Genomic DNA, 21,441 nt, shown 5'->3' with positions numbered 1-21,441 from the left:
TCGCTCCAAGGATCTAGTCGGTGATTTTTATCAGCGATCGATCCGCGGGCAAGGCAAGGTTTTCCCATCGCCATCGCAGGGATCGCTATGACACTTTCTACGACGATCGTCGGCTATCTATTGCTGTTCGGCGGAGTCGGTATGGCGTTCGTGTTCTTCAATATTTTGTTGGGCATGTTCCTGCGGCCGAACAATCCCAGCGAAGAAAAGCTGGAGATCTACGAATGCGGCGAACCAACGATCGGCTCTAGCTTTGTGCAGTTCGATCTTCGCTTTTACGTCGTCGCGCTGCTGTTTATCATCTTTGACGTCGAAGTTGCGTTCTTCTTTCCGTGGGCGGTCGTGTTTGGCAAGTCGGCGCAATTGTCCGACCCGGGGGCGCCGGTCGTTTATGAGAGCGTCGAAGGAACCGTCACGCTGTCGCCGGCGGTCGCGGGACTGCATCGCGAATTCGGTTTGCCGGAAACGTTAAACGAAGAGATCCTGTCAGGCGCGGTGACTCCCGATCAAGTTCGTAGCGGCGCAGGTTCGCTGCTTTGGACTTGCATTGCCGACATCGGCGTTTTCTTTGCGGTGCTGCTTGTCGGCTTCGCTTATGTTTGGAAACGCGGCGATCTGGATTGGGTGCGCGCGATCACACGCGAAGCGCGGGCTGGACCCAGCATGTCGGTGCATACGACGCCTGCTCGACCCCAGCAGATGGCCGAGACGCGCTAGACGGATTGATTCAACTTTGAGACCACAACGCGAGCGGCGAACGACATGAGCGGAAAGCAATTCATCGAGCGACTCGAAAAGCGATTCGGCGATTTGGTGGCGCGCGTCGAGCTGGAAGCGATCGATCCTTGGATCGAAGTCGAGCCCGGCGGAGTGGTCGAGTTGTGCCGCTATCTGCGCGACGCCGAAGACTTGCGGTTCAACTACTGCAATTCGATTTGCGTCGTCGACTATTTTGAACCCGACGCAAAGAAAGCGGCCAAGACTGCTTGGAGCCCGCATCTGGAAGTGGTCTATCACCTTTCCAGCATTCAGTACAAAACGACGTTGGTCGTCAAGGTGATGCTGCCTCGTTGGAAGGACGGCGTACCGGGGCAATTGCCCGAAGTTCCCAGTGTCTCCGGCATCTGGAGCACCGCCGACTGGCACGAACGAGAAGCGTACGACCTGTCAGGCGTCTGGTTCACCGGGCATCCCAATCTGCAGCGGATCTTGTGTCCCGAGGATTGGGTCGGCTATCCCTTGCGGAAAGATTATGAAATGCCGTTGGAATATCACGGCATTCGCGGACGTTAGTCGCGGCGAAGAGTTTGACGGTCAGTTTTAAACACCCTTGTTGGCATCAGCGAAACGAAGCGGTTATGGAGATGGCGCCTACTTCCGGCATCGTGGAGATCGACGTCCGAACCGATGAAATGCTGGTCAACATGGGCCCGCAGCATCCCAGCACGCACGGCGTACTGCGGTTGGTGCTGCGAACCGATGGCGAAGTTGTTTCAGAAGCGACGCCGCATATTGGCTATTTGCATCGCTGCGCCGAAAAAATCGGCGAAAATCTGACGCCGCGGCAATGGATTCCGTATACCGACCGGATGGACTATCTGGCCGGTATGAATATGAATCTCGGTTGGGCCTTGGCGGTCGAAAAACTGATCGATTACGACCTGCCAGAGAAGGCGCGGCATCTGCGCGTCATCATTGCCGAACTGAATCGGATCGCGAGTCATTTGGTCGGGATGGGCACGTACGGTCTCGATCTTGGTTCGTTCAGTCCTTTTCTGTATGCGTTTCGCGAGCGAGAGCGCATTCTCGATCTGCTAGAAGATGCGTGCGGCGCTCGATTGACCTACAGCTATCTCACGCCGGGAGGTGCGACCGCCGATTTACCGCCGGGCTGGCTGCAAAAGCTGACGGGGTTTCTCGATCAGTTTGAGCCGGTGATTTTGGACTATCACGCGCTGCTGACCAACAATGCGATTTTCATCAAGCGAACCGCGAATATCGGCGTGATGTCTGCCGAGATGGCGATCGACTATGGGTGTTCAGGCCCCGTTTTACGCGGATCGGGCGTCGATTATGATCTGCGTCGTGACGGTGAAGAGCGATATACGTCGCTGTACGCCGGGTATGCGTTTGAAGTGATCGTTGAGAAGAACGGCAGCTATCCCCGCGATCACGAGTATCCGCCGGTTCCGTCGGATGCGGTGTTGGGCGATTGCTGGCACCGTTTTTATGTGCGAATGCTTGAAGTGATCCAGGCGATCGACCTGCTGCGACAAGGGATCGAAAAATATAGCCAAGCAACGGGAGACTGGGGGACGCCGATCAAGTTGGCGACCAAGTTGCCCAAGGGAGAGGCTTATTTAGAGACCGAGTGCCCACGCGGGCAAATGGGTTTCTATATCGTGAGCGACGGCAGCGGATCCATTCCGCTGCGAGCGCGAGCACGCAGCAGCTGCTTCTGCAATTTGTCGGTAGCGCCAGAACTTTGTCGCGATTGTTTGATTGCCGACGTTCCGGCGATCATCGGCTCGCTCGATATTGTGATGGGAGAGATTGATCGCTAGCCGCTGGCTAGCCTATAGATGATTATTTTCAGGCTCTAAGTAGTTTCGATCACCGGCCTCGAGCGTTATGATATCCGCATCAAACATCGCCGAGATTTACTCCAATCACCACGGCATAGCGTAAGGATCGCGAACGAATGGCCGACTATTTTTCAACCTGGTTTCCAGAAGGTTGGGATTGGCTCGGCTGGTTGTTGGCGGCGATCATCCAGGCCGTTTTGTTGCTGCATGTGATCGCCGTGGGCGCCGTCGTCTTTATCTGGATGGAGCGCAAGATCGCCGGTCGCATCCAAGACCGGCTTGGACCGACGCGCACCGGCGGCAAATTTGGTTGGCTGCAAACGCTGGCCGACGGCATCAAGTTGCTAAGCAAAGAAGACTTGATGCCCAGGGACGCCGATCCCCTGCTCTTCAAGCTGGCTCCCTATATCTCGTTGGCCGCTAGTTTCACGGCGTTTCTGGCCTTGCCGTTCGCCAGCGGCTGGGTGGGAGTACGACTGAACATCGCGTTGTTCTTTGTGATCGCCGTGTTGGGTTTAGAAGTGTTTGGCGTGATCTTGGCCGGATATGGATCTGGCTCGAAATGGTCGCTGTTCGGCGGCATGCGGCAAGCGGCTCAGGTTGTCAGCTACGAAGTCCCGCTCGGCATTTGCGTGGTCGTGCCGGTCTTGATCAGCGGCACGATGGACCTGGTGACGATCGCCGATCAGCAATCAGGACTCTTCAGTAATTGGCTCTTCTTTCACGATCCCTTTTGCATGCTGCTGTTTTGGGTTTATTTCACCTGCGGAATCGCCAGCGTGAATCGCGCCCCATTTGACCTGGCCGAAGCCGAAAGCGAATTGGTTTCGGGATTTTTGACCGAATATTCCGGCATTCGCTGGAGCCTCTTTTTCATGGCCGAATATGGCTCCATGTTTTTGGTCAGCGGTTTGGCGGCGATTTTGTTCTTTGGCGGCTGGAACGGGCCGATCCCGATTTTCTTCTGGGTCCCGGAAGGAAATTTTACGCTAGAAACACTCGCCAATCTGGTCGGACTGGGCAACTTTCTCTTGAAGGCGGTCCTGGGGGTCGTGGTGATGATGTGGGTTCGCTGGACGCTGCCCCGCTTGCGGATCGACCAAGTGATTTCGATGTGTTTGAAGTATTGCGTGCCGATCGCCGCGTTTTGCTTTCTCGGTTCGGTCTTGTGGACGGCGCTCCATCTTCCCTTTTTGAATGACGTCATGCCGATGCAGGCACGCGGCGATGTTCGCGAAGGCTGGGTGCAAGACATCGACAACGAGATGCAGCAGTTAGAGAAACGATTGGCGACCGAAGCTTACGAGCTCAATTCGGCGGTCGAAGGGGGCCCTCAGCAAGAGGCGCAAACTTCGCTTGAGGAAGACGCCGCCGATCGAGTCGCCCTGATTCCGACGCCGCAACCGGAGGGCGCTCGATGACCAACTTCCCCTTATTGCTCGCGGCCGAAATTAATTGGCACACCGTCTTCTTTTATCTCACGTCATTCATTGCCTGCGGATTTGCGCTAGCGATGGTGGTCTCGAGCAACGTTGTGCGGATGGCCTTCTTTTTGGTTCTCAGCCTAGCGGCGACCAGCGGGTTGATCTTTTTGACCGGCGCTCATTTTGTCGGCGCGATGCAGTTAATGATTTACGTTGGCGGCACGGTGGTGCTGCTGATCTTTGGCGTGATGCTGACGGCGCAACAAGCTTTTATCAGCATGAAGACCAAAGCGGGCGATTGGATCTTGGCGTTGATTGTCGGCGGTTCGCTGTTGGCCCTGCTGACGCAGATTGCATTTAGCGTCCCGGCCTGGCGTTCCAGCGATTATCAGGCCCGCCTGCAAGCCGAAGTGACCGCGGCGGAAGAAGAGATCATCGCCGCGATGGCGGCCGACAACCGAACCGAGTTGACCGCGGCGGAGGCGGCGAAGCTGCGACCGCTGCTGGCGAAAGTGAAATATGGCCAGCCCGAGTTGACCTCGCAAGTTGGTTTAGGATTGGTCGGGGTTCGCGTCGACAAGCCAGAACTCGATTCGCTCGGCTATTCAGGCTATTTGCTTCCGTTTGAAATTGTTTCGGTCCACTTGTTGGTCGTGCTGGTCGGCGCCGCCTATCTAGCGCGTTCGAAACGAAGTGCGGTTATGCAAACGCCCGAGGGAGACGCTCGATGAACTTTTTGACCGAGCCGGTCGGGCTCTCCCATTTTCTGGCCGTCGGCGCCTTTTTGTTTGTGACCGGCGTCGTATGCATGGCGACCAAGCGCAACACGCTGGGGATCCTGATGGGGGTCGAACTAGTGTTGAACGGGGCGAATATCAATTTCGTTGCGTTCGCCAGTCCTTACTTTCGCGAAGACAATCTGGGGCTCGAAGGTAACTTACTCGCGCTGTTTGTCATTGTCTTGGCGGCGGCGGAAGCGGCCGTCGCGTTGGCGATCGCGCTCAATTATTACAACAACCACTCCACTATTGACGTCGACAAGGCGAATGAGTTGAAGGGCTGATGCTGACTCCCGAAGACAGTCTGCCGTTCCTACTCGGACTAGCGGTTTTACTTCCGCTGGTTTCGTTCTTCGTGATTTTCTTGTTCGGCAAATGGCTCGAACAACTGGGCGCGCATATCGCCACCGGAGCGATCGCCGCCGCGGCGATGTGTTCGCTAACGGCCGCCGCTATCTGGATGGCGCAGCATGCGCCGCCGGCGACGCATCATGCTCATCCCGCAGAGTCGCATGCCGTCATCTCGCAATCCAGCGTTCATCTGACCGCACTGCATGACGGGGAGCATGATCATGACCACGCCGACGGCTTGGTCCATGGCGAGCATGACGAACATGCGGACGATGCGCACTTTGTCCCTCCGGTCTACACGGGACACTGGTATTCGCTGGGGCGCTTCTACGGCTCCGAAGTCGCGATCAACTATTACATTGACGCGCTGACGATTGTGATGTTTTGCGTCGTGACCTTTATCGCGACTTGCATTCACTTTTACGCCGGCGGTTACATGCATGAAGAATTGCATGAGGTGACGGACCACGAAGTGACGTTGGCTGACGGCACGCATTTGAAACGACCAGGCCGCTATCATCGGTTCTTCCAGTACTTGTCCCTGTTCTGCTTCAGCATGTTGGGGCTGGTGATCGCCGGCAACATCGCGATGACCTTTGTCTTTTGGGAATTGGTCGGTGCGTGCAGCTACTTTTTGATCGGCTTTTACGTTGAACGTCAGAGCGCTTCGACCGCGGCGAACAAAGCGTTCATCGTCAATCGCGTTGGCGACTTCGGGATGCTGATCGGTTTGATGGCGATCTGGGCGAGCCTGGCGACATTCAACTTTGGCGATGTGGATCGCAACGGCGACGGCAAGCTCGATCCGCACGAACATGGGTTGTTCTCGCTGCTGCGACCTGCCGGCGAAAATGGTCTGCATGAGTTGCGCGTGCCGGACGGCATGGTGCTGCAAGGAGCGAAAGAGAGAGTCGAAGAGATGATCGTCGCCGCGCAGCCGGGGACGACGACGGCCGATCTGGAGTCGCAGATTCTCGCCCAGGTGTCGCTGTGGCGCGACGGCAAAGCCAAAGGGGACGCGACGCACTATGGTTACTGGCTGCTCGTAATCGCCGGCGTCGGCATCTTCTGCGGCTGCGTTGGTAAAAGTGCTCAGTTTCCGTTGCATGTCTGGTTGCCGGACGCGATGGAAGGCCCAACTCCGGTTTCAGCGCTGGTTCACTCGGCGACGATGGTCGCGGCCGGCGTATTTTTGGTCGCACGCTTCTATCCGGTTTTCGCACCCGAAGTGCTGCTGGTCATCGCTTGCGCCGGCTGCATTACGCTGCTGATCGGCGGTTCGATCGCTATTGTCGCGACCGACATCAAACGCGTTCTCGCCTATTCGACGGTTAGCCAGCTTGGCTACATGATGTTGGCCCTGGGAGTGGGCGGTTGGGCCGCTGGCGTGATGCACCTGGTGACGCACGCGTTCTTTAAGAGCTTGCTCTTTATGTGTTCTGGTTCGGTGATCCACGCGGTCCACACCAACGAGATGACCGAGATGGGCGGCCTGCGTAAGAAGATGCCGTACACCGCCTACACGATGCTGGTCGGCTGTCTGGCGATCGCCGGCGTCGGCGTGCCGTCGGCCTTGGGGATTCCGTTCGGCTTCTCAGGGTACTACTCCAAAGACTTGATGCTGGAGCAGGCCTATCTGTTCCGCTCGGCGAATCCGCTGTGGGGCTCGATCTTCTTTTATGCCGCGACCGGCGGCGCCGCGGTTACTGCGTTCTACATGTTCCGCATGTGGTACCTGACCTTTGCAGGCGAGCCGCGTGACGAACATCGTTACAAACATGCGCACGAATCGCCGCGCGTGATGTACGTGCCGCTGGTCGTGTTGGCGGTCATGGCGGTCGCAATCGCGTGGCCCATTTTTGGGAACTATGGACTGACCAACGTCATCGAACAAGGGCGCCCGATCGGCCTTTGGTCGGACATGGCGAGTCTCGACGGCGGCTATGTCTGGCTGCACGAATCGAAGAGTCACGCCGACGAAATTCGAACTCCTGTCGGGTTGATGGCGTTTGGCGCCGCGATGACGGGGATCTTTTTGGCGAGCGCCATGTATCTATGGCGCGTGCTTGATCCGACGGACGCGCGGCGCACGTTTGCTCCGGTCTACAAATTTTTGGTCCACAAATGGTGGTTCGACGAAGCGTACGACGTCCTCTTCGTTCGTCCTGCCAAAGTCATCGCCGCTTGTTGCGTCTGGATTGATAAGCAGTGTATTGACCGCTTATTACACGGGCTCGCTTGGTCGGTGCGACAAATCGCGCGGTGCGGAGAAGCTTGGGTCGATCAGGGCGCGATCGACGGCGCGATCAATTGGTTCGCGGCGAAGACCTACTCCACGGGCGCTGCGCTGCGAGGAATGCAGACCGGCAGTCTGCGGCAGTATGTGATGTTTATCGTCGTCGGTGCGCTGGCGATGTTCGTGCTGATGAGTTTTTGGTCGTACGGTTTTGCTCGCTAGTCGTTTACGTTAGGCAACCTTTACCGAGGTTAGTTAACCGCGGGAATTGGAAATATGGATCTCGTCACTTGCTCTATGTCGGCGCTGATATTTTTTCCGTTGGCCGCCGCTGCGCTGATATCGCTGATCCCCGGGGATCAAAAGAACGTGATCCGCTTCACCACGTTGTTGGCGACGTTGGTGATGTTTGGCGTTGTGTTGTTCGGTATGGCGCTGCCTACTAACGAGACGATCAGTTTCGACATCGAAACGGCTGGCATGCAAAATGTCGTTAGTCTCCCTTGGATTCCGTCGTTCAATATCGACTACTTCCTGGGCTTTGACGGCATCAGCTTTCCGCTGGTCGTGTTGACCGCGCTGATCAGCGCCTTGGCGATGGGCGCGAGTTGGACGATTGAAAAACATGTCAAAGGTTATTGCGTCCTCTATCTGATCCTGCTGACCGGCATGATGGGGGTCTTTGTCTCACTCGACTTCTTCCTGTTCTACATCTTCTGGGAAGTGATGTTGCTGCCGATGTACTTTTTGATCGGCGTCTGGGGGGGACCGCGCAAAGAATACGCGGCGATCAAGTTTTTCCTCTATACGTTGTTCGGCAGCGTGTTGATGTTGGTCGCCATCTTGATGATCTACTTCAACAGCGATCTGCGTCAGCTATCGCCGCAGCAGTTGGTGGACAGTAACGTCCGACTGGCCGGCGTCGAGCATCTGGGCGCGGTTGACGAACATCTGGCCGCCGCGACCAAATATCACGAGACGATCTCGGCCGCCGAAACGCCGGTGCACACGTTCAATCTGCTGGCCTTGCAACAGCTTGGGCAACACTCGGAAGTCTTTGACAAAGAACTGCTGTTCGGCAAATCGCTGCAGTGGTGGGCGTTTGTGCTCCTCTTTATCGGCTTCGCGATCAAAGTTCCTTCGGTCCCATTCCATACCTGGTTGCCCGATGCGCACGTCGAAGCGCCCACGCCGATCTCGATGATTTTGGCCGGCGTGTTATTGAAGATGGGGGGCTACGGAATTATTCGGATCTGCTACCCGATCTGTCCTGACGCCGGCTATGACTTGGCCTGGGTCGTTTGCTCGATCGGCGTGATCAGCATGATCTACGGCGCGTTCGCCGCGCTGGCCCAGACCGACTTCAAGCGGATGGTCGCTTACAGTTCGGTCAGTCATATGGGCTATGTGGTGTTGGGCTTGGGCGTATGGAGCGCCACGGTTGTCGGCGATCCGGTCGCTTGGAACATGGGCGTCAAAGGGGCGATGTTCCAAATGATTGGTCACGGCATCAGCTCGGCCGGCATGTTTTTTATGGTGGGCGTCATTTATGATCGCGTCCATCATCGCAATCTGAACGAATTTGGCGGGCTGTTCGGTAAGATGCCGGTTTACACGTCGATGGCGATCATCGTCTTTTTCGCCGGTCTTGGTTTGCCGGGGCTGTGCGGGTTCATCGGAGAAGCGTTTGTCGTGCTCTCGGTCTGGAAGTTCAGTGCAGGACTCGCTGTCGCCGGCGCCTTTGTCGTGATTTTGACGGCCGGCTATATCTTATGGGCGGTGCAACGCGTTTATCTGGGCGCCGAGTACAAGGGCCCGCATGCCGAAGCGCTGACCGAGATCAACATTCGCGAGATGGCGATCGCCGTGCCGCTTTGCGTGCTGGCGATCTTGTTTGGCGTGCTGCCGCATACCGTTTTCCGCTACATGGACGCGACGATCGACCAACAAGTGCAGGATCTGGCGACCTGGACCAAAGAAACGAAGATCCCGCGGATACAAGCGGAGCAGACTGAAAAAGAAGCGACCGCCGCCGTTGCGCCTGGTTGGGAGCAGCAAGCGGCGGAAGCTGCGGCAGTGCGTGTGGATGCTGTGCCGGCTGTCGCCGTTGTGGACGGCGAAATTTAACGACCTCAAGGCCTAGCGCTGATGTTTTATCAACTGATCGAGCAACTCCGAATCGATACGCTGCAGCAGAGCTTGCCTCTGTTTGGCGCCGAATTGACGTTGGTGGTCGCGATCGTCCTGATCCTGCTCTGTCGTATGCTGCCGGTATTAGAAAAAGTCGACTCGGTCTGGCTGGGGATCGTCGGCGTGATCGCCGCACTGATCGCATTGCGCCCTTTTCAGCCGTGGTCGATCGGCGCCGATGGGCCGGTCGCGATCGCGATGGGGCAATTGCAACCGACCGAAACGTTCACCGGCATGTTGACGCATGACGGTTTCGCGATCGCGATCAAAGCGATCTTGCTCTTCTTTTTGCTCCTCTTCTTTTTGCTAACGAAGATCACCAAGCTCTCGTCTCGCTTTGACAGCGCTGACTTTGTCGTGCTGGCGCTGGGTTCGATTCTGGGCATGTTCGTCATGTCTTCGGCCAATCACATGCTCATGATCTTCATGGGCGTGGAAATGGCGAGCGTTCCCTCTTACGCGTTAGTCGCGCTGCAACGACGCAACAAGAAGGGATCGGAAGGGGCGCTCAAATACGCCGTCTTTGGCGCCGGCGCCGCTGGGGTCATGCTGTATGGCGTTAGTCTTTTGTGCGGCGTCTTGAATTCGGCCCATTTGCCGACAATGGCGACCCGGCTGAGCGAGTTATTCGCCTCCGAGCCCAGCGGATCCGAGGTGCTGGTATTGGCGCTCGGCGGATTGATGTTGGGCGTGGGACTCTCGTTCAAGCTCTCGGCGTTCCCGTTTCACTTTTGGTGCCCTGACGTGTTTGAAGGGGCTTCGGCCGAAGTCGACGCTTTTCTCTCGATCGCGTCCAAGACAGCCGCATTGGCCCTGTTGGTGCGAGTCGCCGTCGGCTTTACGACACTCCCTGCCGAGCCCGCTCAAGTCGCCCGAGCGACGCCGCCGACGATTGAGCAAGTGGCCTTTGTCGATGCCGAAGCGGCGCCGGAGAAAGCGCTCCAGAGCTCAGATCCGCTAGCGCCAGCTCGCAAGTTTGTCGTCTTGCTGATCGGCGTCGTTGCGGTGGTGACTTGCACGTTCGGCAATCTGGCCGCTTACGCCCAAACGAACGTCAAACGTCTGCTCGCTTATTCCACGATCGCTCACGCTGGCTACATGATGATGGCGGTTCCGGCGGCGATCGCGGTGGCCGAAGTCGACAAGAATTCGGCTCGTCAGGCGATCGCCTATTTGGCGTTATACGCGGTGATCTATCTCTTCATGAACTTGGGCGCGTTTGCGGCGATCGCCTTTGTCCGCGAAGCGGTCGGCAGCGAAGAGATCAAGGACTACGCAGGCATGTTAAAGCGAGGACCAACGTTGGCGATCTGTTTGACGTTGATCCTGGTTAGCTTGATTGGGTTGCCGCCGTTGGCGGGTTTTATCGGCAAGTTCGCCATCTTCGCCGCGATCGCCCAGGCCTGGAATTTAACGTCGTCTCCCTTTTTGATGTTCCTTCTCATCGCCGGTGGTTTGAACACGGCGATCAGCCTATTTTACTATCTGCGAATCGCGAAAGTGATGACGATCGATAGCGAATCGGACGACACGGCGCCGATGCAAAGGCCGATCGGGATCATTCAAAACGGCTATCTGGTGCTGGTTACGGCGCCGCTGGTGCTGTTGTTGTTCAATTGGGATTTTCTCAACGCCTGGCTGCTGGAAGCTGTTTCGCACATCATCACTTAATCGCGTTTCAAGTTAAGTCCTTACAAGTTAAGTCTCTGTCGCATGACTTCATCGCCTGCCGCTCTGCTGTTGAATCAACTTGCGGCGCTTCATCGTACGTCGCTTCCTTCCTATCTCAGCTACACGCGTCCGTGGGCGGCTGAGGGAGACGACGATGCGGTCGAGATGCTGCGACAGATCGCCGTGGATCATGCGTACGTCGTCGACAAGGTGATGACCCTTTTGGAAGCGGACGGCCTGGAGTCGCATCTGGGGAACTTCCCCATGGAGTACACCAGTCTGCATGATTTGTCGATTGAATATCTGGTGCAGCGAACCATGCAGTACCAAGAGGGCTTCATTGTGCGGCTCGAAAATCTGATCGACGCATTACCGGATGAAGCCGTCCCGCGCGAAATTGCCGAAGAAGCTTGGGGCCTGGCCAAAGGCCATCTGAAAAATTTGCAAGACGCCGCCGCCGATCTCGCCGCGTCCTAATCAAGAGTCTTCCGGTCATGATGCTGTTTGATACCCATGCTCATCTATTTGATGAAACGCTGATTTCTCAGATCGATGATGTCGTTGCTCGAGCTAAAGCTGCGGGCGTTTCGCAAATGTTGGCTGTCGGGACCACCGCCGAAGACAGCATGAAAGCGATTGAATTGGCCGAGCGTTTCGGCGAGATCCACGCGGCGGTCGGCATTCAGCCTAACAACTGCGCCGAAGCTCAACCCGGCGATTGGGATCGCATTGTCGAACTGCTCGATCATCCCAAGGTGGTTGCATTAGGCGAGACGGGACTCGATCGCTATTGGGACTACGCGCCGTTTGAATTGCAGCAAGATTATTTCGATCGACATCTGCGACTATCGCAAGATCGCGACTTTCCGTTCATCGTCCACATGCGGGACTGCGGCGATGATATTGTCACGATTCTGCAGGCGGCGGCCGCGCGTGGTCCGCTACGCGGCGTGATGCACTCGTTTACCGGCGATGCGGCGCTGCTGCAGCAATGCTTGGATCTCGATATGTACATCAGCTTCGCTGGCATGGTGACGTTCAAAAAGAGCGGCGATTTGCGCGGTGTGGCGAAAATGGTTCCTGCGGATCGAATCTTGATTGAAACCGACTCCCCCTATCTGAGTCCCGAACCGGTTCGCGGAAAACGGCCGAATGAGCCAGGCTATGTGGCGCATACGGCTTCCTGCGTCGCCGCTGCACGCGGCGAATCGCTCGAAGCGTTCGCTCAACTCACGACCGCCAACGCGCGGCGCTTGTTCCGCCGCGTCAGCGAAGTTTGAGTGAAGCGCCGGGCGCGGTTGGTTTCCCACCTGATACGATTGCGCTACAATGGGGCTCGACCTTGCATCGCCATTTTCAAGAAACAGTAGAGGAGTCTGACTCATGGTCAAAACCGCCAGCACCATGTTGCCGCTGGGCACGCCAGCGCCCGATTTTTCGCTGATCAATGTTGACGGTTCGTCCGTCTCGCTTGCCGATTTCGCCGGAGCGCCGGCGCTGGTGGTGATGTTCATGTGCAATCACTGCCCGTTTGTCAAACACCTAGCCGACGATTTGGCGAGCTTCGCCAGAGAGTACCAAGCGAAGGGCGCCGCGGTGGTCGGCATCAGTCCGAATGACGCGAGCAACTATCCGGCGGATTCGCCGGAGCAAATGGTCACCGAAGCCCAGGAGCGAGGCTACACGTTCCCCTATCTCTACGACGAATCGCAAGACGTCGCCAAAGCGTACAAAGCGGCGTGCACGCCGGACTTTTTTGTTTTTGACAAAGATCAGAAGCTCGCCTATCGCGGACAGTTTGACGCCAGCCGACCTGGCAACGAGATTCCGGTGACCGGGGAAGATCTCCGCACGGCGGTGGATACGATCTTGCGCGGCGAGCAGCCGAGCGAAGATCAGTCTCCCAGCATCGGCTGCAATATCAAGTGGATCCCCGGCGCCGAGCCTGACTACTTCAAGTCGTAGGGGATTGCGACCTGGCGGCCGCTATTCGGCGGCGGCTGAAGTTTCGATCCGAGATTGTTCGCTCATACGTCGAACGATCTCGGTCGGATCGCCGGTCTCTTGAAGAATCAATCGTTGCCGATCGGACCAAGTGGGACGATCGGCAATGTCTTGCGCTCGCAACAAGTATCGCTCGCACCCCAGTTCGATCGCCGGCGCCATCAGGCGTTCGACCAAGCGGGCGACGACCGTGCTGACCGATTCGACCTGGTAGGTGTACGAATTGACCAGTTTGGCGTCAGAGCCAAAGCGGCAGGCGCGCCATTTGTTTTGCCGCACCATCATCGGATGGCAATCATGCTGATAAGCGCCGTGGTCGATTTCGTCCGACAATTGCTTGACCAGGCACTGGATCATCGCCGAAATGGTCATCGCATCTTCTAGATTGCCCGGCATGTCGCAAACGCGGACTTCGACCGTGCCAAAGTTGTGATGCGGGCGAACATCCCACCAGATTTCGCGAATCGTGTTGATAAAGCCGGTGTCGACCATGTGATTGACCAGCCAGACGTATTCGCTCCAGTTGCGCATCAACGGCGGCAAGCCGGCGGTCGGCAGGCCTTCCATAATCTTGCTGCGGTGCGAAGCGAGTCCGGTGTCGCGCCCTTCCCAGTAGGGGCTGCTGGTCGAAAGGGCCAAGAGCAGCGGCAGGTATTGCATGATGCGGTCGCAAATCATCACCGCTTTGTCGCCTGATTCGACGCCGACATGCACATGCAGTCCATTAGTCACCAGGCGTCGCGCCATCTCTTGCAGCAGATCGACAAGATTGAGATATCGCTCGTTCTGCGTCACTTTTTGATCGCACCAATGCGAGAAGGGATGGGTCGATCCCCACCAGAGTCGCAGGCCCAGGTCGTCAGTCAATCCTTGCACGGCGAGCAGTTTGCGGCGCAGGTCGCTTTCAGCCTCCTCAATGGTCGTGCAGATCTCGGTATTAATTTCCAGGCAGCATTGCATCAACTCGGGCTTGATCCGCGACGCAAGTTCGGCGGGCGCAGCATCGAGCAGTCGCTGCACCGAACTGGATAGCGCCATCGTTTGGGAGTCAACGAGTCCCAGCTCCAGTTCGATACCGACGGTAAACGCGTCGTTGGACGTGAAAACTAACTTGCTCATAGTGGAGCGTATCCCTCAAGCAGGTTCCAAGGTGCGACAAGTGAGCTACAACTGCTCGTGCGCCGGTTTCGGTTCAAATGCGTGAATCGCGGCGCTTGCTAACATGCGTGCGCCGATCGCTAACACGGCTTCGTCAATATCAAACATGGGACTGTGTAACAACGGCGCGTGCTCAACCGCCGGAGGTCGGCACCCTAGCCGCGCCATTGCGCCGGGAACATGATCGAGGTAGAAGGCGAAATCTTCGCCTCCCATGCTCGCTCGCGGAATTTCGTAAATCGCTTCATGACCGAATGACTCGACGATGGCGCTTTTCAAATGAGAAATCGGTTTGGCCTGATTGATGACGGCGCTGGTTCCGACATCAAAGCAGACCTCGATCGTCGTATCGGTCGCTCGTTGAACGCCGGAGGCGATGCGATGAATATGGTCGATCGTTCTCTGGCGGACGTCTGTGTCGAGCGTACGCAAGGTGCCAAGTAATTCGACTTGTTCGGGGATGACGTTGAGGTTCTCGCCCCCGTGGATTCGGCCAAACGTTAACACGACTGCGTCTTGGCTGTCGGTTACGCGTGGGATCGACAGATAGAGAGCGCTGATCAGTTGGGCGGACGCCGCGATGGGATCGCGTGATTCATGCGGTCGAGCGCCATGGCCTCCTTGGCCGTGAATCAGAATGCGCACCGCATCGCAGCTGGCGGTCAGCGCACCGACGCGCAAGCCGATTCGACCGGTCGGCAAAGTGGGATCAACATGCGTCGCATAGATCTCGCGTACGTCTTTCAACGCGCCGACCGAGATCATCTCCAGCGCGCCGGTGCAGGTCTCTTCCGCCGGTTGAAAGATCGACCGCAGTCGCAAAGGCCAGGGCAGGGCGCCGGCGCGATCGAGCTCGACAATCAGCGTCGTCGCCCACAGCGCCATGGTCGCATGAGCGTCATGACCACAGGCATGCATCAACCCCGGACATAGGCTGTGGTAAGGGACTTCTTTTTGATCATGAATTCGCAATGCGTCGATATCACCTCGAATCGCAATGGCCGCTTCCAAACCTTCGGCGTGCGGCGTTCGCCAATCCGACAAAACTCCCCGTCCTTCGGGGCCCATGCGCAGATCGACGCCAAGCGAGCTTAGCTCTTGATAGATGGCTAGACTCGTTTGGTACTCATGCCCAGAGGGCTCTGGATTTTGATGCAATCGTCGCCGAAAGTTGATCCACTTCGCTTCTTGGGCGGTGATCATCGCGGCGAGTTCGGATTGCCAGGCTCGTTCGATCATGTCTAAAGAGTACGCGGTAGTCAGGCAATAGTGAATGTTTCCTCGTTTAATGTAGCATTTGGGAGGTTCGTCTGGCCGCTACAATCGCTGCAAAAGGCGCATAAAAAAAGACTCCCACGGGAGTCTTTTACAAATGAGGCAGTTTAGACAGATCGTCGATTTTCGGATCTGAACTAAACGAACTCTGGTTCAATCAATGTCGGAATAACTCCGGCTTCGTATCCCATCTTCAGAAACAGACGAACCGCTTCGCGACCTTTCTCGCCAAAGTCAACTGTCCAGTCGTTGACGTACATCCCGACAAACTTGTCGGCGAGCGCGTTGTCGAGTCCGCGGCCAAATTGCAGCGCGTAGTCGAGCGCCTCTTGGCGATGGTCGAGACCAAAGACGATGCTTTCTTTCAGCAGTCGCGTGACTTCGCGGATGTTCTCTTCGCCCATGTCCTTGCGAATTCCGTTGGCGCCCAACGGCAGCGGCAAACCGCCGGTCAGATCGTGCCACCAGACGCCGAGATCGACGATCAATTCGAGCTTCTCACGACCGAAGGTCAGTTGTCCTTCGTGAATGATCAGCCCGGCGTCGATCTGCTGTCCTTCAAATTCGCCGGCGGCGACGGTTTCGATGATTTGATCGAACGGCACGACGACATGCTTGAAATCGGCGCCCAGGCAGAGTCGCAAGCCGAGGAAAGCCGAGGTCAGCGTGCCGGGAACGGCGATCGTTTTGGACTTCAAATCTTCGAGCGAGCAGGCCTGTTTGGCGACGACCATGGGGCCATAGTTGTCCCCCATGCTGGCTCCGCACGAGCAGATCGCATATTTGTCGGCCAGGTGCGCGTAAGCGTGAATGCTGATCGCGGTCAGCTCCAACTCTCCCTGGAAGGCGCGGCGATTAAGGGTCTCGATGTCGACCAATTCATGCTCAAAGCGATATTCGCCGGTTTCGATTTTGTCGGCGGCGAGCGCATAAAACATGAAAGCGTCGTCGGGATCGGGACTATGGCCGACGCGAATCAGTTGAGTCGAAGTGGACAAGGGTTAGATCTCCGGAACAAAATCGCAAAATGCAGGCTAATCTGACAATCGTCGCCGATCTTCCCGTGGCACGCAACCGGGGTTGCAGGGGGAAGATAGGCGACCTTATCGAGAGAACCGCACGTTTGCGGCGCGCGCAACAGATTTTGCCGAAACTGCGCGGCGCGAGGAACCATTTCGCGACGCGCCCATACCTGCGTTTTCTCGACTAGGCGTCGAGCGAGAATCCGGAACCGTGTTCCGATTGATATTGGCCAGCCGAATGGGTGGCCGCGCTTGATCCCCAGTGGGCGCCGCTCGGCGCTGCATCGCTGATGTCGAGGCCGCCAGTCAGGTGCTGCGAGTTCGCGGCGGTAATTTCTTTCACCTCTTCGCGAGGACCTTCCGGCGCTTCCGGCATCACTTCGCAAACTTGGCGCCAAGTTTCGCGTTCTTCTTCCAAGACCGGCAAGAGCGCATTGATCTTGTCGTACTGATTCGAGATCTGGATGTCAGACAGTTCGCGAAACAAAAACAGATAGATGCCGGCGACCTGACTCGCGACGGGCGCCACGTTGGGTTTCAGGTTGATGAGGATCTCGGTGATCACGCCGCGGCAACGCAGCAGAGCTTCCCACGCGGCTTCGTCCTGACCGTCGTTCTTCAAATGCAGCGCTTGCTGTCCAAAACGGATGGCGCCGCCGATTAGCAGCATTTGCAGCTTTTGCGGCGTCGCGGTCAGAACTTCCGTTTCGAGATAGGAATTTGTCGCGCCGTATTCGAACATGGTCACTGCCGGGTTAGGTATCAAGAAACTATCTGCCAGGCTTGGGGCCTTGCTTTATCTATCGGTTGCTGGCGGTTGAAGCTTTGTGCGAATTTCCGCGACCGCTAATCGGGAAACGTAACCGGCTGAATCGCATCCAGGTAAGACAGGTTCGATTGGATGCCGGCCAGAGTCGTCTCCAAATCATAGAACTTGTTCAGCAAAACTTCCTGTCGTTTTTCCAGCTTCTCATTCCAGGTGTCGATCCGAGACTGATTGAGATCGATTTTGGATTGGAGCGCTTCGATCCGGCTAATCAACAACGAGCTGCCGGCGCCTGCAAACGATTCCATGAGATCGTCAAACTTCTGCGCGAAACCGAGTTGTTTCGTCTCTCCGCCGATCGTCTGCTCTTTGATGAAGAAATCTTCGACTGCGTCGGGATCCTCGGCGTACTTCGCTTTGAGTTTTACTTCGTCGAGCGCCATTTTGCCGGTTTCGCCGTTAAAACCGAAGCCGAGTTGTTCGAGCGATTGAATACTGCCGAGACCTGGGTAGCGTCGCGTAAGAATCTCGTTCAATTCCGAGTCGATACGATTCGCGGCGTTCGAGCCGAACAGAACGCCGGTCGAATTGTCCGCTTCGTTAAAGGCCGTGTATTCGTCCATCAGATCCACCAGAGCGTTGTACTGCGTGACGAACGCATTCGCGGCGGTGACGAGCGAACTGTCCGAGTCCGAAATCGTAATATTGATCGGCGTGTTCGTCGCCTCTTTGATGGTGACGCTTACCCCTTCGACGACCCCTGTAAACGTGTTCGTCGAAGAAGTGGTCAGAATTCCAGCCGATCCGTTGGTGTTGGATCCGAATAACAGCAGCGCATCTTGACCTCGCACCGTTTCGTCAAATTCAAAATTTGAATTCAACGAGTCAATTTGAAAAGTTCCGCCGCTTCCCGTTTTGTCGGAAACTAGCGAGATCCGATAACGTTCGGAGCCGGCGCCATAGTCGAACACGTTGGCCGAGAACCCGGCGTCCAGGTCGTTGATTTTTGTGATCACGTCGGTGATCGTATCGCCGGCCTCGATTTGAACGACCTTGTTGAACGAGCCTGACAGGCTCTGTTTTGATTCCCCTTCGGCGATGGCCCCGGTTCCAACGATTCCCAAAGCGGTCCCGGTTTGCGACGTGCCTGAGTCCTGAATGCGGAGTTCACCCGATCCGCCTGCCTGGTCGACGATTTTTATTCCGTCGCCGGTGTCGTTAATCTGCGCTTTCACTTTGACGCCGGTTTGACCATTGATCGTATCAATGAGATCTCCCAGCGTCTGGATGCTTTCATCCGACAGGTCAAAAACACGAGCGCCGCCAGCGCTGTCGCGGACGAGGAATTTGCCTTTGGGGATGCCGCTGCCGCCGTTTAACGAACTGAGTTCGGTCTGTTCGCTGACGTATTGGAAGTGCAACGAACCTGACTCGACCTTGGTTTGTGCGGAAGATTGGGCGATGTTCAGCAGGTCCGCCGAATTAGTCGCGCCGGTATTCTCAATTTTGAAGTTGCTGAAAAACTGCCCCGTCGTGTCGCGGATGGTGATGCCGTTGCCGGAAGAGTTGTACTCCGCTTCGATGCCCAGACCTGAATCGTTCAAAGCCGTCAAGATATCTTGGACTGTTTCGGCGCTAGAAAGGTCGATCGTCGCCGAGGCCCCGCTGCGGTCGGTCACTTTGACCTCTCCCAGGTCCAAACCTTGGCCGCCGTTAAGCGAACTGATCAATTTGGAATTGAGTCCGCCGATATAGCGCCCGCTGGAGATGGTGTCGCTGGTGGTGGAGAGGGCGATTCCCAGATCTTCAGCCGCGTGTCCGTCGCCGAAACTGCTGACCGAAAAGGATCCGCCGTTGTCGGTGGAGAGGTCGATCAACTCAATGCGGTCGCCATCAGATGAAATCTGGGCTTGCAGCCGCGTCGGATCGATTTCATTGAAGATGGTGAGCAGGTCGCCCAAGGTTTGCGGCGAACGCTCTTCACGCGATGCGCCGCCCGTAGTCAGCGCCGTGCTGTTGGTGTCGACGATTCGATCGCCGTTTCCACCGGTTGCGGTGGCCGCGGTAAAACGCGCGGAGGTTGTCGCATTGTTGTTGATCGCATCAATGACATTATCGGCCGTCGTTCCGCCAGCCTGAATCCGCACGGTGAGCGTGATGTTTTCGGGATCGCTATCATCGTATTGGATGACTTCGTTTCCGGCGGTCACGGCAGGATCGTTGACATAACGGAGGGTGACATTATCGTAGTCTCCCCCCAATTGCTTGGCTGTAAGTTTGACGACTCCATCAACCGCTTGTGCAGTCGAAATGCCGACCGCGTTTTGTTCGCCCCCGGCGGTCGTTCCCGTGTCGGTGACGTCAATCAACCCGGCGCCGTCGCTTCCCGACGCGTTGGCGGCCGAAAACAGCGGACTGACGAGCGGATCGTTTTCGATCGCAGTGATAACGTCCGCGGCGGTGGTCTCGCCGGCTTTGATGCGGACCGTCAGGGTCTTGTTGAAGGGATCGCTGTCGTCATATTCGACGAGTTCGCTCCCTTGGGTGACGCCTGGATCGTCGACAAACAAAATTTGAACATCGTCGTAGTCGCTACCGGCGTTGATGGCGCTGATCTCGATGCTGGCGTTGGCGTTCGCCGCCGTCGTTACGGCCGTCGATAAGGCGGCGCCGCCTGACGTGATCGCGGTGTCGATGGTGTCAATCAAGCCGCTGCCGGATCCGCCGTCGACTGTCGCCGCGGTGAAGTAGAGACCCGCGTTGGCGTCGTTGTTGATCGCGCTGATCACATCCGCTGCGGTCGTGCTGCCTTCAGCGATCTGCACGGTGACGGTCTTGGCGAGATCGTCATAGACGACCGATTCGTTGCCCTGGGTGACCGAACCGTTGTTCTCAAAGATGACGGCGACCCCTTCGTATTCAGCGCCGGCGTTGTTGGCCGTAATGCTGAACTTGGAGTCGAACGTCGCCGTAGAAGCGGCGGCGAAATCCTCGGGCTTGGCGCCCTGACGCAAGCCGATATTTTTTGTCGTGCCGTCTCGAAAAGCGATCGTCAAATCGTCCAGGTCGCTGCTCAAGCGGATCCCGGCGCCATCTCGAAGCGAACTTAGCCGCGTTTCGCTATGGAGCGAGACGATGTCATTGCCGAGATGGCTGCTGGCGGCGACGTTGACATCGCGCAGCCCCAGGTCGGCGGCGGTGGAGCCGCCTGACAGCTCTTTGACGACCAAGTTGCTGGTCGTTTGACCCGTATTATCGGTCAGTTTGATCCGGTCTCCCTCAATCGTCGCCGTCACGTCAATGTCGTCATTGGCGTTGATCGCAGCTAGCACATCGTCGATCGTGGTCGCATAACGCAGATCGATCGTACCGCTGTCCCCTGCTCGGTCGGTGATTTTAATCTTGCCGGGGGCGACCCCTTCGCCGCCGTTCAATCGATTGAGATCGATTCCCTGGTCTAAGCGTGGACTCGAGCTAATGGAGATGGAGCCGGCTGAAAGCGGTTCGGTAAGGGAAGCGACGCCGGAACTGAGGTACTGCTGAGATTGCGCTGTCCGCACAGGCGTCAATTGCGTGACGCCGATACGCGGCGTCCCGGTCACCGTCGCCGTCAACGCCGCAGCATTGCTAGTTACCGCGGTTCGGGCATTGAAGATCGATGGTTTCGCCAGCGCTTTGGCGGAAAACTGCAGGCTCAGAATCGCCGCCGTGACCTTGCTGAGCGCCCCTTGCTCGTCCGAGACGACGGCCGTGCGCGAAATCAGCAAGTCGCGGGGACGTGCTTCGATAGAAAGCAGTTGCTTTACCGTGTCGGTAATGTTGATGCCGGATATTAAGCCGGTGCTGCTGCTAATCCCAGCCATAGGGCGAATCGTCGCTTTCTCAGGCGGCCCGCGCGACCTGCATTAACATCAATGTATAGATAGCGTCATCATCCTTTATCGACCAAGCGGCGGTAAAATCTCCAGCTTATTCCGATT

At 56.9% G+C, this 21,441-nt stretch carries 17 protein-coding genes; 12 read left to right on the top strand and 5 right to left on the bottom strand.

Features of this window, described 5'->3' with window-relative positions; translation table 11 throughout:
- Positions 1–87: 87 nt before the first annotated feature.
- From DSM3645_RS31885 to DSM3645_RS24390, 12 genes are all read left to right on the top strand, one after another.
- Positions 88–717, top strand: a complete 630-nt coding sequence (locus DSM3645_RS31885; protein WP_002655308.1) for an NADH-quinone oxidoreductase subunit A — start codon at positions 88–90, stop codon at positions 715–717.
- Positions 718–762: 45 nt separating this feature from the next.
- The gene (locus DSM3645_RS24440; RefSeq protein ID WP_002655307.1) at positions 763–1,293 is read left to right on the top strand and encodes an NADH-quinone oxidoreductase subunit C; all 531 of its coding nucleotides are present in this window, start codon (positions 763–765) and stop codon (positions 1,291–1,293) included.
- Between the two features lie 65 nt (positions 1,294–1,358).
- The gene (locus DSM3645_RS24435; protein ID WP_085970177.1) at positions 1,359–2,564 is read left to right on the top strand and encodes an NADH-quinone oxidoreductase subunit D; all 1,206 of its coding nucleotides are present in this window, start codon (positions 1,359–1,361) and stop codon (positions 2,562–2,564) included.
- A 137-nt stretch (positions 2,565–2,701) separates the two neighbouring features.
- Positions 2,702–4,006: an NADH-quinone oxidoreductase subunit NuoH gene (nuoH, locus tag DSM3645_RS24430; RefSeq protein WP_002655305.1), complete on the top strand. Its 1,305-nt coding sequence runs from the start codon at positions 2,702–2,704 to the stop codon at positions 4,004–4,006.
- Positions 4,003–4,740, top strand: a complete 738-nt coding sequence (locus tag DSM3645_RS28965) for an NADH-quinone oxidoreductase subunit J family protein (RefSeq protein ID WP_002655304.1) — start codon at positions 4,003–4,005, stop codon at positions 4,738–4,740. The genes nuoH and DSM3645_RS28965 overlap by 4 nt, the downstream gene beginning before the upstream one ends.
- Positions 4,737–5,072 (top strand): NADH-quinone oxidoreductase subunit NuoK, encoded by a 336-nt coding sequence (nuoK, locus tag DSM3645_RS24420; RefSeq protein WP_002655303.1) that lies wholly within the window; start codon positions 4,737–4,739, stop codon positions 5,070–5,072. The genes DSM3645_RS28965 and nuoK overlap by 4 nt, the downstream gene beginning before the upstream one ends.
- Positions 5,072–7,597, top strand: coding sequence for an NADH-quinone oxidoreductase subunit L (gene nuoL, locus DSM3645_RS24415; RefSeq protein ID WP_002655302.1), 2,526 nt, complete (start codon positions 5,072–5,074; stop codon positions 7,595–7,597). The genes nuoK and nuoL overlap by 1 nt, the downstream gene beginning before the upstream one ends.
- A gap of 54 nt (positions 7,598–7,651) precedes the next feature.
- The gene (locus DSM3645_RS24410; RefSeq protein ID WP_116344566.1) at positions 7,652–9,502 is read left to right on the top strand and encodes a complex I subunit 4 family protein; all 1,851 of its coding nucleotides are present in this window, start codon (positions 7,652–7,654) and stop codon (positions 9,500–9,502) included.
- A 21-nt stretch (positions 9,503–9,523) separates the two neighbouring features.
- Positions 9,524–11,236: an NADH-quinone oxidoreductase subunit N gene (locus DSM3645_RS28960; protein WP_002655300.1), complete on the top strand. Its 1,713-nt coding sequence runs from the start codon at positions 9,524–9,526 to the stop codon at positions 11,234–11,236.
- Between the two features lie 42 nt (positions 11,237–11,278).
- Positions 11,279–11,713: a hypothetical protein gene (locus DSM3645_RS24400; protein ID WP_002655299.1), complete on the top strand. Its 435-nt coding sequence runs from the start codon at positions 11,279–11,281 to the stop codon at positions 11,711–11,713.
- A gap of 17 nt (positions 11,714–11,730) precedes the next feature.
- Positions 11,731–12,516, top strand: a complete 786-nt coding sequence (locus DSM3645_RS24395) for a TatD family hydrolase (protein WP_002655298.1) — start codon at positions 11,731–11,733, stop codon at positions 12,514–12,516.
- A 103-nt stretch (positions 12,517–12,619) separates the two neighbouring features.
- Positions 12,620–13,201, top strand: a complete 582-nt coding sequence (locus tag DSM3645_RS24390; protein WP_002655297.1) for a thioredoxin family protein — start codon at positions 12,620–12,622, stop codon at positions 13,199–13,201.
- Between the two features lie 21 nt (positions 13,202–13,222).
- Here DSM3645_RS24390 and DSM3645_RS24385 read toward each other — a convergent pair whose 3' ends face one another.
- The 5 genes from DSM3645_RS24385 to fliD all read right to left on the bottom strand — a co-directional run bounded on the left by DSM3645_RS24385 (position 13,223) and on the right by fliD (position 21,324).
- Positions 13,223–14,359: a carboxylate-amine ligase gene (locus tag DSM3645_RS24385; RefSeq protein ID WP_002655296.1), complete on the bottom strand. Its 1,137-nt coding sequence runs from the start codon at positions 14,357–14,359 to the stop codon at positions 13,223–13,225.
- A gap of 45 nt (positions 14,360–14,404) precedes the next feature.
- Positions 14,405–15,637, bottom strand: a complete 1,233-nt coding sequence (locus tag DSM3645_RS24380; RefSeq protein ID WP_002655295.1) for a M20 metallopeptidase family protein — start codon at positions 15,635–15,637, stop codon at positions 14,405–14,407.
- A gap of 173 nt (positions 15,638–15,810) precedes the next feature.
- Positions 15,811–16,671: an MqnA/MqnD/SBP family protein gene (locus DSM3645_RS24375; protein ID WP_002655294.1), complete on the bottom strand. Its 861-nt coding sequence runs from the start codon at positions 16,669–16,671 to the stop codon at positions 15,811–15,813.
- Positions 16,672–16,879: 208 nt separating this feature from the next.
- Positions 16,880–17,437 (bottom strand): flagellar export chaperone FliS, encoded by a 558-nt coding sequence (locus DSM3645_RS24365; protein ID WP_002655292.1) that lies wholly within the window; start codon positions 17,435–17,437, stop codon positions 16,880–16,882.
- A 104-nt stretch (positions 17,438–17,541) separates the two neighbouring features.
- Positions 17,542–21,324, bottom strand: a complete 3,783-nt coding sequence (gene fliD / locus DSM3645_RS24360; protein WP_002655291.1) for a flagellar filament capping protein FliD — start codon at positions 21,322–21,324, stop codon at positions 17,542–17,544.
- Positions 21,325–21,441: the final 117 nt, after the last annotated feature.

The organism is Blastopirellula marina DSM 3645, from assembly GCF_000153105.1.
GTDB classification, from domain to species: Bacteria; Planctomycetota; Planctomycetia; order Pirellulales; family Pirellulaceae; genus Blastopirellula; species Blastopirellula marina.
This window is presented reverse-complemented; position numbering and strand designations above follow the sequence as displayed.

What these genes read in the sequence shown, in the direction of transcription:
- DSM3645_RS28965 (WP_002655304.1), top strand. Translation starts at nt 4,003, where the DNA reads ATGACCAACTTCCCCTTATTGCTCGCGGCCGAAATTAATTGGCACACC.
- DSM3645_RS28960 (WP_002655300.1), top strand. Translation starts at nt 9,524, where the DNA reads ATGTTTTATCAACTGATCGAGCAACTCCGAATCGATACGCTGCAGCAG.
- DSM3645_RS31885 (WP_002655308.1), top strand. Translation starts at nt 88, where the DNA reads ATGACACTTTCTACGACGATCGTCGGCTATCTATTGCTGTTCGGCGGA.
- DSM3645_RS24395 (WP_002655298.1), top strand. Translation starts at nt 11,731, where the DNA reads ATGATGCTGTTTGATACCCATGCTCATCTATTTGATGAAACGCTGATT.
- DSM3645_RS24440 (WP_002655307.1), top strand. Translation starts at nt 763, where the DNA reads ATGAGCGGAAAGCAATTCATCGAGCGACTCGAAAAGCGATTCGGCGAT.
- nuoL (WP_002655302.1), top strand. Translation starts at nt 5,072, where the DNA reads ATGCTGACTCCCGAAGACAGTCTGCCGTTCCTACTCGGACTAGCGGTT.
- DSM3645_RS24435 (WP_085970177.1), top strand. Translation starts at nt 1,359, where the DNA reads ATGGAGATGGCGCCTACTTCCGGCATCGTGGAGATCGACGTCCGAACC.
- nuoH (WP_002655305.1), top strand. Translation starts at nt 2,702, where the DNA reads ATGGCCGACTATTTTTCAACCTGGTTTCCAGAAGGTTGGGATTGGCTC.
- fliD (WP_002655291.1), bottom strand. Translation starts at nt 21,324, where the DNA reads ATGGCTGGGATTAGCAGCAGCACCGGCTTAATATCCGGCATCAACATT.
- DSM3645_RS24385 (WP_002655296.1), bottom strand. Translation starts at nt 14,359, where the DNA reads ATGAGCAAGTTAGTTTTCACGTCCAACGACGCGTTTACCGTCGGTATC.
- nuoK (WP_002655303.1), top strand. Translation starts at nt 4,737, where the DNA reads ATGAACTTTTTGACCGAGCCGGTCGGGCTCTCCCATTTTCTGGCCGTC.
- DSM3645_RS24410 (WP_116344566.1), top strand. Translation starts at nt 7,652, where the DNA reads ATGGATCTCGTCACTTGCTCTATGTCGGCGCTGATATTTTTTCCGTTG.
- DSM3645_RS24365 (WP_002655292.1), bottom strand. Translation starts at nt 17,437, where the DNA reads ATGTTCGAATACGGCGCGACAAATTCCTATCTCGAAACGGAAGTTCTG.
- DSM3645_RS24380 (WP_002655295.1), bottom strand. Translation starts at nt 15,637, where the DNA reads ATGATCGAACGAGCCTGGCAATCCGAACTCGCCGCGATGATCACCGCC.
- DSM3645_RS24390 (WP_002655297.1), top strand. Translation starts at nt 12,620, where the DNA reads ATGGTCAAAACCGCCAGCACCATGTTGCCGCTGGGCACGCCAGCGCCC.
- DSM3645_RS24400 (WP_002655299.1), top strand. Translation starts at nt 11,279, where the DNA reads ATGACTTCATCGCCTGCCGCTCTGCTGTTGAATCAACTTGCGGCGCTT.